Below are 16,313 nucleotides of genomic sequence, written 5' to 3' on the forward strand. Positions count from 1 at the left end.
ACCGGCCGCGAGGCCGAGGACCTCGCCGCCGCCCTGCGCACCCTGGTCCCGGCCGGCCAGGAGCACTCCGTCGTGGAGTTCCCCTCCTGGGAGACCCTGCCGCACGAGCGGCTCTCGCCGCGCTCCGACACCGTCGGCCGCCGCCTCGCCGTATTGCGCCGCCTCGCCCACCCCAGCGCCGACGACCCGGCGGCCGGCCCTGTCTCGGTCGTGGTCGCGCCGATCCGCTCCGTGCTCCAACCGCAGGTCAAGGGCCTGGGCGATCTGGTGCCGGTCAGCCTGCGCACGGGGCAGAACGCCGACCTGGAGGAGGTCGTCGACGCGCTGGCCGCGGCCGCCTACGCCCGCGTCGAACTGGTCGAGAAGCGCGGCGAGTTCGCCGTACGCGGCGGCATCCTGGACGTCTTCCCGCCGACGGAGGAGCACCCCCTGCGGGTGGAGTTCTGGGGCGACGACGTCGAGGAGATCCGCTACTTCAAGGTCGCCGACCAGCGGTCCCTGGAGATCGCCGAGCACGGCCTGTGGGCGCCGCCGTGCCGGGAGCTGCTGCTGACGGACGAGGTGCGCGAGCGCGCCGCCCGCCTCGCCGAGGACCACCCCGAGCTGGGCGAACTCCTCGGCAAGATCGCCGAGGGCATCGCCGTCGAGGGCATGGAGTCCCTGGCCCCGGTCCTCGTCGACGACATGGAACTGCTGCTGGACGTGATGCCCGCCGGCAGCATGGCCGTGGTGTGCGACCCGGAACGGGTACGTACCCGGGCCGCCGACCTGGTCGCCACCAGCCAGGAGTTCCTCCAGGCGTCCTGGGCCGCGAGCGCGGGCGGGGGGGATGCCCCGATCGATGTCGGCGCGGCGTCGCTGTGGGGCATCGCGGACGTCCGTGACCGGGCGCGCGAGCTGGGGATGATGTGGTGGTCGGTGTCCCCCTTCGCCGCCACCCCCGAGGACGACGAGGGCGACGGCGACACCCTCACGCTGGGCCTGCGCGCCCCCGAGACCTACCGCGGCGACACCCGGCGCGCCCTGGCCGACACCCGGCAGTGGCTGGCCGACGGCTGGCGCACCGTCTACGTCACCGAGGGCCACGGCCCGGCCGCCCGTACGGTCGAGGTGCTCGGCGGCGAGGGCGTCGCCGCCCGCCTCGACGCGGACCTCACCGCGCTCTCCCCGAACCTCGTCCATGTCGCCTGCGGCTCCATCGACAACGGTTTCGTCGCGCCCGGCCTGCGTCTCGCCGTCCTGACCGAGACGGACCTGTCGGGCCAGAAGGCGGCCGGCAAGGACGCCGCCCGGATGCCGGCCCGGCGCCGCAAGACCATCGACCCGCTCACCCTGGAGGCGGGCGACTACATCGTCCACGAGCAGCACGGTGTGGGCCGCTACATCGAGATGGTGCAGCGCACGGTCCAGGGCGCCACCCGCGAGTACCTGCTCGTCGAGTACGCGCCCGCCAAGCGCGGCCAGCCCGGCGACCGCCTCTACATCCCCACCGACCAGCTGGAGCAGGTCACCAAGTACGTCGGCGGGGAGGCCCCGACGCTGCACCGCCTCGGCGGCGCCGACTGGACCAAGACGAAGGCGCGGGCCAAGAAGGCCGTCAAGGAGATCGCCGCCGACCTGATCAAGCTGTACTCGGCTCGGATGGCCGCCCCCGGTCACGCCTTCGGCGCGGACACCCCCTGGCAGCGCGAGCTGGAGGACGCCTTCCCGTACGCGGAGACGCCCGACCAGCTCACCACGATCGCCGAGGTCAAGGAGGACATGGAGAAGTCGGTCCCGATGGACCGGCTGATCTGCGGCGACGTCGGCTACGGCAAGACCGAGATCGCGGTCCGCGCCGCCTTCAAGGCCGTCCAGGACGGCAAGCAGGTCGCCGTCCTCGTCCCCACGACCCTGCTCGTCCAGCAGCACTACGGAACGTTCACCGAGCGCTACGGCCAGTTCCCGGTCAAGGTCCGGTCGCTGTCCCGCTTCCAGACCGACACCGAGGCCAAGGCGACGCTGGAGGGGCTGCGGGACGGCTCCGTCGACATCGTCATCGGCACCCACCGCCTCTTCTCGTCCGAGACCAGGTTCAAGGACCTGGGCCTGGTCATCGTCGACGAGGAGCAGCGGTTCGGCGTCGAGCACAAGGAGCAGCTGAAGAAGCTGCGCGCCAATGTCGACGTGCTGACGATGTCGGCCACCCCGATCCCCCGGACGCTGGAGATGGCGGTCACCGGCATCCGCGAGATGTCGACGATCACCACCCCGCCCGAGGAGCGGCACCCGGTCCTCACCTTCGTCGGCCCGTACGAGCAGAAGCAGATCGGCGCGGCCATCCGCCGGGAGCTGCTCCGCGAGGGCCAGGTCTTCTACATCCACAACCGTGTCGAGTCCATCGACAAGGCCGCGGCCCGGCTGCGGGAGATCGTCCCGGAGGCGCGGGTCCAGACGGCGCACGGGCAGATGGGTGAATCCCAGCTGGAGCAGGTCGTCGTCGACTTCTGGGAGAAGAAGTTCGATGTGCTGGTCTCCACCACGATCGTGGAGTCCGGTATCGACATCTCCAACGCCAACACCCTCATCGTCGAGCGCGGCGACAACTTCGGTCTCTCCCAGCTCCACCAGCTCCGCGGCCGGGTGGGCCGGGGCCGCGAGCGCGGCTACGCCTACTTCCTCTACCCGCCGGAGAAGCCGCTGACCGAGACCGCCCACGAGCGTCTCGCGACCATCGCCCAGCACACCGAGATGGGCGCCGGCATGTACGTCGCCATGAAGGACCTGGAGATCCGCGGCGCGGGCAACCTCCTCGGCGGCGAGCAGTCCGGCCATATCGCGGGCGTCGGCTTCGACCTGTACGTACGGATGGTCGGCGAGGCCGTCGCGGACTACCGGGCGTCGCTGGAGGGCGGCCCGGAGGAGGAGCCCCCGCTGGAGGTGAAGATCGAGCTGCCGGTCGACGCGCACGTCCCGCACGACTACGCGCCCGGCGAGCGGCTGCGCCTTCAGGCGTACCGCGCCATCGCGTCCGCCTCCACCGAGGAGGACATCGCCGCCGTCCGCGAGGAGCTGACCGACCGTTACGGCAAGCTGCCCGAGCCGGTGGAGAACCTTCTGCTGGTCGCGGGGCTGCGGATGCTGGCCCGTTCCTGCGGGGTGGAGGACATCACCCTCCAGGGCTCCAACATCCGCTTCGGCCCCGTCGAGCTGCGCGAATCCCAGGAGTTGCGCCTCAAGCGGCTGCATCCGCGCACGGTCCTCAAGCCGGCCACCCGCCAGGTCCTGGTGCCCCGGCCCACCACGGCCCGCATCGGCGGCAAGCCGCTCGTCGGCCGTGAACTGCTCGCGTGGGTGGGGGAGTTCCTGACGACTATTCTGGGCTGACGAGCGGTCCGGGACGGCGGAGCGCGCCTCCGCCGTCCCCCGGTTCCGGCTCTGTTGGCAGGATGACCTGCACATCGGCGGTGCCACCGGCCCGCCGCAGCACCGTCCCACGACCCAACGGAGAGACCGTGAACGCCTCCCCGCACCCCGACGACACCGCCCTCGTCCCGCCGCCCGGCTGCCCCGCGCACCACGCCGGGGCCGGGGCCCACCACCTCTTCGACGAGACGGACGAGTTGCCGTCCGAGCTGTACACCCGGCTGCGCGCGGAGCACGGCCAGGTCGCCCCGGTCCTGCTGCCGGGCGGGCTGCCGGCCTGGCTGGTGCTCGGGTACACCGAGAACCGCGAGGTGATGAACAGCCCGCACCGCTTCGTCCGCGACTCCCGCATCTGGTCGATGTTCCGGGAGGGGAAGGTCGCGGAGGACTCCCCGCTGCGGCCCCTGGTGGAGCCCGCCCCGGTGTGCGTCTTCTTCGACGGCGAGCCGCACCGCCGGCTGCGCGCCGCCGTCGTCGACAGCCTGGGCACGCTCGACCGCCGCGGCATCCGCCGTTACGTCACCCGCTACACCCAGCAGCTGATGGACGGTTTCGGCGCGAGCGGCCGGGCCGACCTGGTCACCGACTTCGCCGAGCGGCTGCCGATGCTGGTGATGACCAGGCTGCTGGGAATGCCCGAGGAGAACGGTCCGCAACTCGTCGACGCGGTCGTGGACCTGATGAAGGGTACGGAGACCGCCACCGCGAGCAACGAGTTCATCAGGACCACGCTGGAACGCCTGGTGGCGAACAAGCGGGGCGGGCACGCCCATGACTTCGCCTCGGCGCTCATCGACCACGAGTCCGCGCTGACCCACTCGGAGATCATCGAGCATCTGCGGCTGGTGCTGGTCGCCGCCAACGAGACCACCAGCAACCTCATCGGCAACGTCCTCTCCGTCGTCCTCACCGACCGCCGCTTCCGCGGTCACCTGTCGGGCGGTCAGATGACCCTGCCCGACGCGGTGGAGCAGGTGCTGTGGGACAAGGCCCCGCTGCCCGTCATCCCCGGTCGCTGGGCCACCGTCGACACCGAACTCGGCGGCCGGCGCATCAAGGCCGGCGACATGCTGCTGCTCGGTGTGGCCGCCGCCAACATCGACCCGGAGATCCGGCCCGACCTCTCCGTTCCGGTGCACGGCAACCGCGCGCACCTCGCCTTCAGCGGCGGGCCGCACGAGTGCCCCGGCGCCGACTTCGGCCGGGCCATCGCGGAGACCAGCGTCGATCTGCTGCTCGGCACCCTCAAGGACCTGCGCCTGGTGGAGGGGACGGAGCCGGTGTGGCGCAACGAGGGCTTCTCGCGCCGTATCGTCAGCCTGCCCGTGCAGTTCCAGCCACTGCGCTCCGGCGGCTCCGGGACGGGCGGCTTCGCCGCGGTCCGCGCCCGCACCGCCGCCCCCGCCGCGCCGGCGCGCTCCGCGGAGCCCGTGGCCGCTTCCGGCGCGCCGTCGGCCCCCGAGGGCAGTAGTGCCTCCTGGTGGCGCTCCCTGTTCCGTAACGGTCATTAGGTTTGCGTAAACATAACGATCAGTAGGGTTCCGCAACCGTCACCGGGACGTTTCCCCCGGTTCCGCTGTCTGCGCAAAAGAGCAGGTGGAACTGTACGGATACGTCCCGGAAGTGCCCTGAAAAGCGAGCCGCCGTCACCTCCGGTACGGCGGCAATGGGTTCGAACAACGGGCGAACAGACCCTTGGACGGGCGAACACTCGTGCGTACTATGCGCCCTAGTTGATCACTCAAGAGTGCCCGTGGCACTCGTGACGGCCGTCGGCACCAGGCGCGGCCGGGAGTGCCGGACGACGACTGAGAGGTGATCAGGAGTGGGGACCCAGCTCGCCGTTCCTCCCCTATTCACGCCGATCCCGCCCGCGGTGCACCCGCGGCACCGGGCCGTCGAGGAGCACACCACCCGGTGGGCCCACGAGTTGGAGATGGGCTCCGAGGAGCTGCGCGCCCGGCTGGTCACCCACAGCATCGGCACCTTCGCCTCCCGCATCCTCCCCGAGGGCCGCGAGGAGGTCGTGGAACTCCTCTCCGACTTCGTCCTGTGGCTGTTCGCCGTCGACGACGGCTACTGCGAGGAGGGCGAACTCGGCCGGCAGCCCGGCGCCCTGATCGCCGCGATGCACCGCCTGCTGCGCGTCGCCCAGGCCCCCGACGCCCCGATGCTCACCGACGACGCCCTCGCCCGCGGGCTGCGCGACCTCCAGGCCCGCATGGTCCGCTTCGGCACGCCCGCCCAGGTGGCCCGCTGGATACACGCCCTGCGCGAGTACGTCTTCAGCGTCTGCTGGGAGGCCCACCACCGCGTCGAGGGCACCGTCCCCAGCCTCAACGACTACACCCTGATGCGCCTCTACAACGGCGCGACCACCGTGGTGTTCCCGCTGCTGGAGATCGGCTACGACTACGAGCTGGCGCCGGGGGAGCGGGACGACGCGCTCGTCACCGCGCTCGCCGACATGGCCTCGTTCGTCATCGTCTGGGACAACGACATCTTCTCGTACCACAAGGAGAGCCGCGCCGACGACGGCTACTACCTCAACGCGCTGCGCGTCCTCCAGCACGAGCGGGGGCTCACCCCCGAACAGGCCCTGACCTGCGCGATATCCCAGCGCGACCGGGTGCTGTCCCTCTTCCTGCGCCTGAGCGGGCAGCTCGCCGAGAACGCGAGCGAGGGCCTGCGCCAGTACCTGCGCACCCTCGGCTCGTACATCCGCGGCGCGCAGGACTGGGGCATCACCTCCCTGCGCTACACCACCCCGGACGACCCCGCGGGCCTGCCGACGGTGTTCAGCGACACCCCCGAGGACGCCAGCGACGAGCCGGTGGACATCCCGGCCGTCTCCGACTGGTGGAACCTGCCCGGAGCCGCCGTCCCCACGGTCCCGTCGGCGGCATCGGCGTGAAGGAGTGACGGGCCGCCGCCTCACGGACCGGCTCCGGGTGCTCCCCGGCGTCTGCCGGACTTGACGGCTCGCATATCGATTATCGATAGTATCGATCATCGATATGCGAGCCGCTGCGCTCCGACCGACGGGGAGAGACATGGGGACGACGTTCCGGTGGAGCCGGACCGACAACCGGCTGCTGGAAGCGGCTCTGGGTCTGGCGGCCGTGCTGGCCGCCGTGTTCGGGGTACTGCTCCCGGTCCTCGGGGTGGCCGGCCTCGTCGATCCGGTGGACACCCGCGAGGTCCGGACCGAGGTCGCGGCCCGGGTGCCCGGCGCCGTGACCGGGCAGGCGCCGGGGCACGGCATGACCCTCACCGGCACCCACCAGGCCGACCTCGTCCTCGCCGACCCCGACCTGGGGCAGCGCCTGTTGCTCGCCCTGCCGCAGATCACCGGCAGCCTGCTCCTGCTCGTCATCCTGGCCCTCCTCCTCCGGATGGCCGGGACCCTGCGCACCGGCGACGTCTTCGTGCCGAAGAACGCCGGACGCCTGAGGGTCATAGGGCTCGTGGTGCTGGCGCAGGCCGTCCTGTCCCCGGTGCTGCCCGCGGTCACCACGCAGGCGCTGGTGGGCGGCACCCCCATGGCCGACCGGATCCCCTTCTCGGCCACCTTCACCGGCGAGTACGTCCTGCTCGCCTTCCTCATCCTCGCCCTGGGCGAGGTCTTCCGGCGCGGCACGAAACTGCGTGCCGACACGGAGGGGCTGGTCTGATGCCGCCGGAGGAGGAGCACCGGATCCAGGTCCACCTGGACCGGCTGCTGGCCGAGCGCGGCATGACCCTGTCCCATCTGGCGGCCAGGGTCGGGGTGACGGTGGCCAACCTCTCCGTCCTGAAGAACGACCGGGCGAAGGCGATCCGCTTCTCCACCCTCACCGCGATCTGCCGCGAACTGCACTGCCGGCCCGGCGACCTGCTCGGCATCCGCGAGGACTGAACCCGGCGGGCGGACGTGGCCGGTGTTCCGCACGAGAGCCGGAGCCGGCTGCCGACGGTGGCCGCGGCGGCGCCTCTCCTGTGTGCTCTGCCGTGCCGGGTGCACCCAAGGCCGTACGGAAGGCGGCCCGTTCGGCCCTCGCCTCGCGGCGGCTCTCGGACGGCGGCCCACCGGGCGAAAACCGGCCCGCTGGCATGTCCGGTTCAGGACTTTCGGCCGCTGACCCGGGGGAGATGTCCGCTTAAGGTCGGGCCGGGGTGGTGATCGTCCACCCGGTACCTTTTCTCCCGCTCAGGATGTCCTGCCGTGATACGCGCATGCCGTACCGCCCTGTCCACCGTCGCGCTGACGGCCGCCGCGCTGGCCGCCCTCACCGGATGCGGGCCGGACGGCACTGGGGGCGGCGACCGTCCGACGCCGAGCGCCACGGCGTCCGCCTCCGCCTCCGTCAGCCCGTCACCGTCCGCGTCCCCCACGGATTCCCCGTCGGCCACCCCGTCCGCGTCCCCCTCCCGGACCCCGTCGCCGACACCGCCCGCTTCCACCCCGGCCGAAGCACCCGCCAAGGCGGTGGCACCGCCCCCGCCCCGCCCGTCCGCCCCGGCACCGCAGCCGCACCCCACGAGCCACAGCCGGCCCACGACGAGCGGGACCGGCGGCACCTCGGGCGGCACCTCCGGCTCCGCCGCCCAGGGGAACGTCATCCTCGCCCCGTCCGGCAACCACTACCAGCGCGGACAGTTCTGCAAGAAGATCCACCTCGGCCTCACCACCCAGGACGCGCACGGCGCCACGCTCCACTGCGCGATGCAGAGCGGCCGCCCGCACTGGCAGTAGCCGCCCGGGCCCGACGCCCGCCGTCAGTGACGCACCGCCCGTCCCCGCGGCAGCGCCCCCGTCAACGCACCCGGGCCGCGACCCGGCGGGCACACCCCTCGGGACCCTCCGTGCCGGTGTCCACCTCGATGTCGTAGCGGACGCCCCGGTGGACGCGGTGTGCCTGGGAGACGGCCATGCCCGGCACCCGGTCGCCGCGGGCGCGTTCCCGCGCGGCGGCGGTCTCCGGGGCACACCGCACCCCCACCCACAGCACCTCCAGACCGTCCAGCAACTCCTCCCACTGCTCCTGTTCGGCGCGCCCGCCGAGGAACACCTCGTCGAGGATGACGCCGGTCCCCGCGCGGGCGATCGCCGCGATGCCCCGCCGCCAGTCCCGCTGCACGGCGCGGAAGACGGGCCCCGTGGTGACCGTGCCGTCCGGCGCCAGCACCAGTCCGTCGGCGCGGTCCATCAGGCTGGGCGGCATCGCCTCGATCAGCGAGTCCACGCCGAAGGTGAGCCAGGGCCGGGGCAGCACGTCCTGCACCGCGCGGGCCAGGGACGAGGTCCCGGAGCTCGATCCGCCGTTGAGCACGATCACCTCGGTGCGTGCCACGGCCGTCGGTTCGATGGTCATGGCGTCACGGTAGGGCCTGCCGTCACAGCCCGGCCCGCCCTACGACGACGCTGGGTCAGCGGGCCGACGTCCGGTGCAGTACGACGAGATCCGCGGCGGTGCCGAGCGGGACGAACGAGGAGCCGGGGTGGCGCTGCGCGGCCTCGGCCGCGGCCTGCTCCGGCGCGGTGCCGGGCCGCAGTTGCACCGCGACGTACTGCGGTGAGATGCCCCGGGTGTCACCGATCCAGAAGACCCGGGCGCGGCCCGTGAGACGGCTGATCGGCTTGATGTCGGCCTCGACGGTCGCGTCGTCCGGGATGCGCGCCAGCAGCGCCTCGGCGGCGGCGACGCCCGGCGGCACCTGGTACGTGGCGGGTTCGGTCAGGCGCGAGAGAGGCAGTGAGGTCGTCAGCGCGAGGGCCGCGGCGAGCACGGCGGCCGGCGCGTGCCGCGCGTACGCCCGGAGCCAGGGGCGCGCGGACGCGCCGGCGCGCGGCAGGACGTCCACCAGCGCCAGGACGACGACGGGCATCAGTACGGCGTTGTAGTGCCAGTCCGTGCCCCAGTAGTGCGACTCGTGCGAGACGAAACGCCAGCCGAGCGTCGGCAGCGCGGCCAGCAGCACCGGGGAACGCAGCGCCAGCAGACCGGTGGTGGGCAGCAGCACCCACAGCAACGTCCGCACCGCCGTCCCCAACGGCACGACGGGCGCCTCACCGCCCTCGCCGCCGAGCTTGCTCCAGTAGTCGTACGACCCGGTCCCGTTGAAGGCGGGGATGACGATGCCGAGGGTGACGGCGGTGGCGGTGAGGCCGAACGCGACCAGTGCCACCGCCGACGGGACGAACCGGCGCGCCCGGACCAGCACCACCACCCCGATCGCGGCGGCCGTGACCCCCAGGTCCTCCTTGACCAGGACCAGCGGCGCCGCCCAGCACACCGCGGCGGTCCACCGCCGGTTCACCACCGCTTCCAGGGCGAACGCCAGCAGCGGCACCGCGAACGCGATCTCGTGGAAGTCGAAGTCGACGGCCCGCTGGAGCCCCCACGACAGCCCGTACGCGACACCGATCGCCAGGCCCCGGCCCCGGCCGAGATGCCGGGCGGCGGCCCGGGTCACCGGCACCGCCGACAGCGCGAACAGCAGGGCCTGCGCCGTCAGCAGCGTCACCGGCGTGGGAAAGAGCCGGTAGAACGGCGCCAGCAGGATCAGTACGGGACTGAAGTGGTCCCCGAGGACATTGGTCCCCGGCCCCTTGAGGTCGACGACCGGCGCGCCGAGATGCGCGTAGCCCCGTACCGCCTGCTCGAAGATGCCCAGGTCCCAGGAGGAGGTGCCCAGCGCCCGGTAGCGGCTTATGGAGATGACCGCGTAACAGACGCACAGCAACGCGGCGATCCAGTACGGGTCCAGACGCGGCGCCCGCAACCGGGCGGCGGTCTCCCGCAGCCGGTGTACCGCACCCGCGTCCGGGGCAGGCGGTCCCGGACGGCGGGACGGAGGAATCGCGGGCCCGGCCGGGGCCGCACCGCCGGGCACGGAACCGTTGCTGCTGCCCGCCGCCGTTGCTGCGGCCGTGTCCATGGACGTCCTCACTCTCAACTTCCGAAAAGATACTCGAAGGCGCGCGCCGGTTCCCTCCGGTACGCGCCCGCTCACTGTGACCCCGGATCCGGATGGGATACCCGACTTGATAACCACGACACGCCGCACCGCCCGGCCGCTCCGCACCGGTCTCGCCGCCGGTGCCACCGGCCTCGCCGCCCTGCTCGCCCTCACCGGCTGCACGCCCGGCAAGGACGGCAAGGGCTCCGACGCCAAGGACGGGCAGACCGCCACGCAGGGCGCGGCCCTGGCCGCCGTGAACTCCCTGACCGTCAAGAGGACCGCCGGCAAGTCCGGATACGTCCGCTCCCACTTCGGCACCCCGTGGGCCGACACCGACGGCAACGGCTGCGGCACCCGCGACGACATCCTCAAGCGCGACCTTCAGGACACCCGTCTGCGCGGCAAGTGCGCCGTGGTCTCCGGCACCCTGCCCGACGACCCGTACACCGGGCAGACGATCCGCTACGAGCGCGGCCGCAGCAAGGTGGACATCGACCATGTCGTGGCCCTCTCGGACGCCTGGAAGAAGGGCGCCGCCGCCTGGTCGGCGAGCAAGCGCATCGCCCTGGCCAACGACCCGCTCAACCTCATCGCCGTCGACTCCTCGGCGAACCGTCAGAAGGGCGACGGCGACGCCTCGACCTGGCTGCCCGCCAACACCGCCTACCGCTGCACCTACGTCGCCCGCCAGGTCGCCGTGAAGAAGAAGTACGAGCTGGCGGTCTCCCCGGCGGAGAAGAAGGCGATGACCGGCGTCCTCAACACCTGCCCCAAGGAAAAGCTCCCGACCGGCGGCAACCCGACCGAGGCCCCGTCCCGCTTCACCGCGAATTGACACGGGAACGGCGCGCGGGGGCGTGACGGGGCGTGGTGCGGCGCGGCGCGGGGGCGGCCCCGCCCGCCGGCCGCGCCCCCGTCCCGCACCTGAAATCGTCCGGTGATCGTTGTCCAACCAGTGGCCCGGATCACGGTGACTCCCTACCATCGATCAACGCCAGATCGATGAGCCACCTCTCCCGGCAACCGTCGGGGGAGTCGCCCGACCACCGTTCCGCACGGCGCCCGTGCGCCGCGCCGCCTCGTTCACGATCTTCGCCGGGAGGCCCCGTGTTCCGCCGTAGGACAGCGCTCTCCGTATCCGCCGCAGCAGCCCTGCTCGCCGGGACGCCCCTGCTCACCGCGTGCGGGACCACCCCGCATCCGGGCGCGGCGGCCGTCGTCGACGGCCAGCGGATCACCGTCGCCCAGGTGCAGGCCAGAGTGAGCGACGTCCGCGACGCGCAGCGCCGCTCCCCGCAGGGCGCGCAACTGATCTCCGGCAGCGGCCGGTTGAGCCTGGCCACCCTCAACGGCATGATCTTCGACCGCGTCCTGGAACGCACCGCCAAGGCCGACGGCGTCACCGTCACCCCGGCCGACGTGCAGAAACTCCGGGCCACCGCGGAACAGCGCACCCACGGCGCCGAACGCCTCAAGGCCATGTGGCTCGACCAGGGCGTCGCCCCCGACCGCATCGACGCCCAGATCCGCAACCAACTCCTCATGGACGGCATCGCCCGCCACCTCCACGCCGACCGCGCCACCCCCGAGGGCCAGTTCGCCCTCGCCCGCGAACTCTCCAAGACCTCCCGCCACATGGGCATCAACATCAACCCACGCTTCGGCACCTGGAACAACAACGAGGTCATGCTCGCCCAGACCAAGACCCCCTGGCTCAAGCCGACCCCCGAAAACCAGCAGCAGGCGTGAGCCACGCCCCGTCCCGCCCGTCGCCGCCCCCGCCCGGTGCGTTACGTTCGGTGGTGTGAACGCCGACGACGCACCCGCCACCGGACGCCTGGTCCTGCTCACCACGAGTCACCGGGTCGCGCCCGGCCTGCTGTCCTGGGAGGCGTGGCGGACGCTGCGCGCCGCCGACCGCGTCCTGTGCGCCGACGCCGGGCACCCGCAGCTCCCGTATCTGCGGGAGGCGGGCGTCACCGTCGAGGAGGGCGTGCCCGACGCGCGCGAGCTCGTCGGGCTCTGCGTGGACGGTGACCGTACGGTCGTCGTCCTCACCTCCGCCGAGGGGGAGAGCGCGCTGACCGACGGGCTGGCGCGGATGGCCGGTTCCGGGCGGGAGGCGATGCCGGACCTGGAGCTGCTGCCCGGCTCGTACGACCTGCCGGGGGCGCGGCTGCTGGATCTCGTCCAGGTCATGGACCGTATCCGCGTCGCCTGCCCGTGGAGCGGCATCCGCACCCACGAGGACCTCGCGAAGTACGGGCTGGAGGAGGCGTACGAGCTGGTCGAGGCGATCGAGGAGGGCGACCGGACCGCGCTGCGGGAGGAGCTGGGCGATGTCCTGCTCCAGGTCGTCTTCCACGCCCGGATCGCCGAGGACGATCCCGACGCGCCGTTCTCCGTGGACGATGTCGCCGCCGGGATCGTCGACAAGCTCATCCACCGCCACCCGCACGTCTTCGGCGAGGACAGCGCCGAGACCCCGGAGGACGTCAAGACGCACTGGTTGCGCAAGAAGGCCGAGGAGAAGCAGCGCACCTCGGTGACCGAGGGCGTCCCGCTGGCCCAGCCCGGCCTCGCCCTCGCCGCCAAGCTCGCCTCCCGCACCCGCACCGCCGGCCTCGACGTCCCCCTCCCGCAGGGCCAGGGCATCGGCTACGAACTCCTGGCCCTGGCCGCCCGCGCCGAGTCCGAGGGCACCGACCCGGAGGCCGCCCTCCGCGCGGCGGCCCGTACCTACCGCGACGCGATCGTGGCGGCGGAGAGCGGGACGGCCGGGGACTGAGGCGGGGCGCCCCCTCGCCCACGGTGCGCCCCACCGGGACCGCTTCCGTCAGGAGCCGCCGCCCCTCACCCCTCGCGCACCGCGACGAGTACCCCGTCGCCGACCTCCTCCAGGTGCACCGCGAAGGTGTCGTCCGCCTCCAGCAGGTCGCGGAAGGGCCGGACCTGGTCGCCGTGGCTGACGGCGTTGTCCACGGCGATGATCCCGTGCGGGGTCAGGACGCGGCGCAGGTGAGGGAGGTAGTCCGGGTAGGCGGGGCGTTCGGCGTCGAGGACGACGAGGTCGACGGAGGCGTCCGGGGTGGCGGCCAGCACCTCGGCGCCGTCGGCGTGCAGGACACGGGCGTGGTCGGCGACGCCGGCTTCCGCAAGGTTGCGCCGCGCCGCCTCGGCGCGCGCCTCGTCCACCTCGACGCCGGTCAGCCTGCCGCCGGTGGCGCGTACCGCGTCGGCGAACCAGACCGCCGAGTACCCGTTGGAGGTGCCGATCTCCAGCACCTCGCCGCTGCGCTGCGCCCGTATCAGCAGGCCGATGAAACCGGCCGCCGCCGGGGTCATGTTGCGCAGCCGCAGCAGCCGGTCCGCGTGCGGGGCGTCGTGCTCGCGTCCCCGCTGGTGGAGGCCATCCAGGAAGGCGGCCAGCTTCTCGTCCCTCACGACTGACTCCTCTCGGGCCCGCGACGGCTCCGGCCACACGGGGCGGGCGGGGCGCGGGCGACGGTTGGCGTCACGGTACGCCGGGGGGGCTCGGACCGGCGGAGGAGGGGAGTGATCGCGTGCGGTCGGTTTCTGTTCGTACCGTTTCGCATGCGACGGGTGACGGACCGCGTCCTCTTCTACAGGGACGCCCCGCTGTCGCAAGGGCGTCCCCCTTCATCAAGGCACTCCTTATATAAGGAGGAAGCCCCTTGTACGGAGCCCCACCACCCCGAGGTCCCCCCGCCCGCCGGATACCGTCGAAGGGTGACCGAAACGCCCGACCTCCCTGACACGCCCCGCGCCTGCCCCGCCGCGCCCGAACTCTTCACCTGGGAGTTCGCCACCGATCCGTATCCCGCCTACGCCTGGCTGCGGGAGAACGCGCCGGTGCACCGGACCCGGCTGCCCAGTGGGGTCGAGGCGTGGCTGGTGACGCGGTACGGGGACGCGCGGCAGGCGCTCGCGGACGCGCGGCTCTCGAAGAATCCGGTGCACCACAGTGAGGCGGCGCACGGCAAGGGCAAGGTCGGCATCCCGGGTGAGCGCAGCGCCAACCTCATGACGCACCTGCTCAACATCGACCCGCCGGACCACACCCGGCTGCGGCGTCTCGTCTCCAAGGCGTTCACGCCGCGCCGGGTCGCGGCGTTCGCCCCGCGTGTCCAGGAGCTGACCGACGGTCTCATCGACGGGTTCGCGGCGCGTGGTGAGGCCGATCTGCTGCACGAGTTCGCGTTCCCTCTCCCCATCTACGCGATCTGCGACCTGCTCGGCGTTCCGCCCGAGGACCAGGACGACTTCCGGGAGTGGGCGGGCGTCATGATCCGCCACAGCGGCGGTCCGCGCGGCGGCGTCGCCAAGGCGGTGAAGAAGATACGCGGCTACCTCGCCGAGCTGATCCACCGCAAGCGCGCGGCCCTGGGAGCGGAGGCCGTCCCCGGCGAGGACCTGATATCCGCCCTGATCCGCGCCTCCGACCACGGCGAGCACCTGACCGAGAACGAGGTGGCCGCGATGGCGTTCATCCTCCTCTTCGCCGGGTTCGAGACCACCGTCAACCTCATAGGCAACGGCGTCCACGCCCTGCTCCGCCACCCCGCGCAGCGCGAACTGCTCCAGAAGTCCCTGGCGGCCGGCGATCACGACCTGCTCACCACCGGCATCGAGGAGCTGCTGCGCTACGACGGGCCGGTCGAGCTGGCGACCTGGCGCTTCGCGACCCAGGAGCTGACGCTGGGCGGGCAGCGGATATCCGAGGGCGAGCCCGTCCTCGTCGTCCTCGCCGCCGCCGACCGCGACCCGGAACGCTTCACCGACCCCGACGTCCTCGACCTCGGCCGCCGCGACAACCAGCACCTCGGCTACGGCCACGGCATCCACTACTGCCTGGGCGCCCCCCTCGCCCGGCTCGAAGGACAGACCGCCCTCGCCACCCTGCTCACCCGCCTCCCGGACCTCCGGCTCGCGGCGGACCCGGCCGATCTGCGCTGGCGCGGCGGGCTCATCATGCGCGGACTGCGCTCCCTGCCGGTGGCCTTCACCCCGGAGGCGCGCTGAGCGGCCGTCATACCGCCGCGAGCACGACGGAACGGCGCATCCGGAACGGATGCTGACGGAGCGTCGGCCGCGTGACCTGCACGTGATCTCCGCTACACCGGCTTGTGATCGCCCGGGGCCCCGGCTACCTTTCGACCCGACCACGGCCGCCCCGGCGGCCGCGCCGTCCGCCGATCCCTCGGCCGGGCGGCGGGTCGCGCAGGACAACTCAACCGCCGCTCGAAAGGCAACCGCATGCGCTCCGGGAACGGCAGACACCGTCGCCCCCGTCAAGCACCGGCCCTCGTCGTCACGGCGGGAGTGACCGGCGCCGGACTCGCCCTGCCGCTGTTCGCGGCGGGCGGCGCCCAGGCCGCCGACGCCGCCACCTGGGACCGTGTCGCCCAGTGCGAGAGCGGCGGCGTCTGGAGCAGCGCCCCCGGCAACGGTTTCTACGGCGGGCTCCAGCTGACCCAGGACATGTGGAAGCGGTACGGCGGACTGGAGTACGCGCCGACCCCGGACCAGGCCAGCCGCGCCCAGCAGATCGCCATCGCCGAGGCGGTCCTCGCCGACCGGGGCCCGGACGCCTGGGCGGGCTGCGCCGCGAAGGCCGGACTGACCCGCGACGGCCGCACCCCCGATGTCGACCCCGGCGGCACCAGCACCCCGGAACCGGAACCGTCCCGTACGTCCGCGCCCTCCACGGGGAAGGCGACGCCCCCGGGGCCCTCCGGCGAGGACGAGGGGGGCAAGGGCAAGGGTGAGGGCACGGGGACGGACGCGGACGCGGACCGGCCCACCGCCGACCCTTCCGGCAGCCCCTCCGCCGGCCCGTCCGCCCCTCCCTCCGATGCCCCGGCGCACGATCCGGCGCACGGACGTTCGGACGCCCCGGCGGGCCCCCCGTCGGACGCCCCCTCCCGCGCGCCTTCCGGTGA

At 72.8% G+C, this 16,313-nt stretch carries 14 protein-coding genes; 11 read left to right on the plus strand and 3 right to left on the minus strand.

Annotation, left to right across the window (positions count from 1 at the left end; genetic code table 11):
• The 6 genes from mfd to AC51EU_RS16800 all read left to right on the plus strand — a co-directional run.
• A partial coding sequence (gene mfd / locus AC51EU_RS16775; RefSeq protein WP_496267752.1) for a transcription-repair coupling factor occupies positions 1 to 3,366 on the plus strand: 3,366 nt, incomplete at its 5' end.
• A 128-nt stretch (positions 3,367 to 3,494) separates the two neighbouring features.
• Positions 3,495 to 4,916: a cytochrome P450 gene (locus AC51EU_RS16780; RefSeq protein ID WP_496267754.1), complete on the plus strand. Its 1,422-nt coding sequence runs from the start codon at positions 3,495 to 3,497 to the stop codon at positions 4,914 to 4,916.
• Between the two features lie 314 nt (positions 4,917 to 5,230).
• Entirely contained in the window at positions 5,231 to 6,319 is a 1,089-nt protein-coding gene (locus tag AC51EU_RS16785) for a selina-4(15),7(11)-diene synthase (protein ID WP_496267755.1), read from the plus strand.
• Between the two features lie 139 nt (positions 6,320 to 6,458).
• Positions 6,459 to 7,079 (plus strand): DUF2975 domain-containing protein, encoded by a 621-nt coding sequence (locus tag AC51EU_RS16790; RefSeq protein ID WP_496267757.1) that lies wholly within the window; start codon positions 6,459 to 6,461, stop codon positions 7,077 to 7,079.
• On the plus strand, positions 7,079 to 7,303 hold the full coding sequence (locus tag AC51EU_RS16795) for a helix-turn-helix domain-containing protein (RefSeq protein WP_496267758.1): 225 nt from the start codon (positions 7,079 to 7,081) through the stop codon (positions 7,301 to 7,303). Before AC51EU_RS16790 ends, AC51EU_RS16795 begins: the two co-directional genes overlap by 1 nt.
• A 306-nt stretch (positions 7,304 to 7,609) precedes the next feature.
• A complete protein-coding gene (locus tag AC51EU_RS16800; RefSeq protein ID WP_496267759.1) occupies positions 7,610 to 8,140 on the plus strand; it encodes a hypothetical protein in 531 nt (176 codons plus the stop codon).
• Between the two features lie 61 nt (positions 8,141 to 8,201).
• Here the strand turns inward: AC51EU_RS16800 and AC51EU_RS16805 are convergent, their stop codons facing one another.
• Positions 8,202 to 8,759 carry a chloramphenicol phosphotransferase CPT family protein gene (locus AC51EU_RS16805; RefSeq protein ID WP_496267760.1) on the minus strand — a complete coding sequence of 186 codons (558 nt, stop codon included), beginning with the start codon at positions 8,757 to 8,759 and terminating at the stop codon, positions 8,202 to 8,204.
• A gap of 55 nt (positions 8,760 to 8,814) precedes the next feature.
• Entirely contained in the window at positions 8,815 to 10,326 is a 1,512-nt protein-coding gene (locus tag AC51EU_RS16810; protein ID WP_496267761.1) for a DUF2079 domain-containing protein, read from the minus strand.
• A 106-nt stretch (positions 10,327 to 10,432) separates the two neighbouring features.
• Here AC51EU_RS16810 and AC51EU_RS16815 point away from each other — a divergent pair, with 106 nt between their 5' ends.
• From AC51EU_RS16815 to AC51EU_RS16825, 3 genes are all read left to right on the plus strand, one after another.
• Entirely contained in the window at positions 10,433 to 11,185 is a 753-nt protein-coding gene (locus AC51EU_RS16815) for an HNH endonuclease family protein (protein ID WP_496267763.1), read from the plus strand.
• Between the two features lie 272 nt (positions 11,186 to 11,457).
• Positions 11,458 to 12,099, plus strand: coding sequence for a SurA N-terminal domain-containing protein (locus tag AC51EU_RS16820; RefSeq protein ID WP_496267764.1), 642 nt, complete (start codon positions 11,458 to 11,460; stop codon positions 12,097 to 12,099).
• A gap of 55 nt (positions 12,100 to 12,154) precedes the next feature.
• Positions 12,155 to 13,138 (plus strand): nucleoside triphosphate pyrophosphohydrolase, encoded by a 984-nt coding sequence (locus AC51EU_RS16825; protein ID WP_496267765.1) that lies wholly within the window; start codon positions 12,155 to 12,157, stop codon positions 13,136 to 13,138.
• Between the two features lie 65 nt (positions 13,139 to 13,203).
• On the opposite strand, the gene AC51EU_RS16830 is transcribed toward AC51EU_RS16825, so the two are convergent.
• Positions 13,204 to 13,794, minus strand: a complete 591-nt coding sequence (locus AC51EU_RS16830) for an O-methyltransferase (RefSeq protein WP_496267766.1) — start codon at positions 13,792 to 13,794, stop codon at positions 13,204 to 13,206.
• A 306-nt stretch (positions 13,795 to 14,100) separates the two neighbouring features.
• On the opposite strand from AC51EU_RS16830, the gene AC51EU_RS16835 reads away from it, so the two are divergent.
• A complete protein-coding gene (locus AC51EU_RS16835) occupies positions 14,101 to 15,393 on the plus strand; it encodes a cytochrome P450 family protein (protein ID WP_496267767.1) in 1,293 nt (430 codons plus the stop codon).
• 234 nt (positions 15,394 to 15,627) lie between these two features.
• A partial coding sequence (locus AC51EU_RS16840) for a transglycosylase family protein (RefSeq protein ID WP_496267768.1) occupies positions 15,628 to 16,313 on the plus strand: 686 nt, incomplete at its 3' end.

This window comes from Candidatus Streptomyces philanthi (assembly GCF_059553635.1).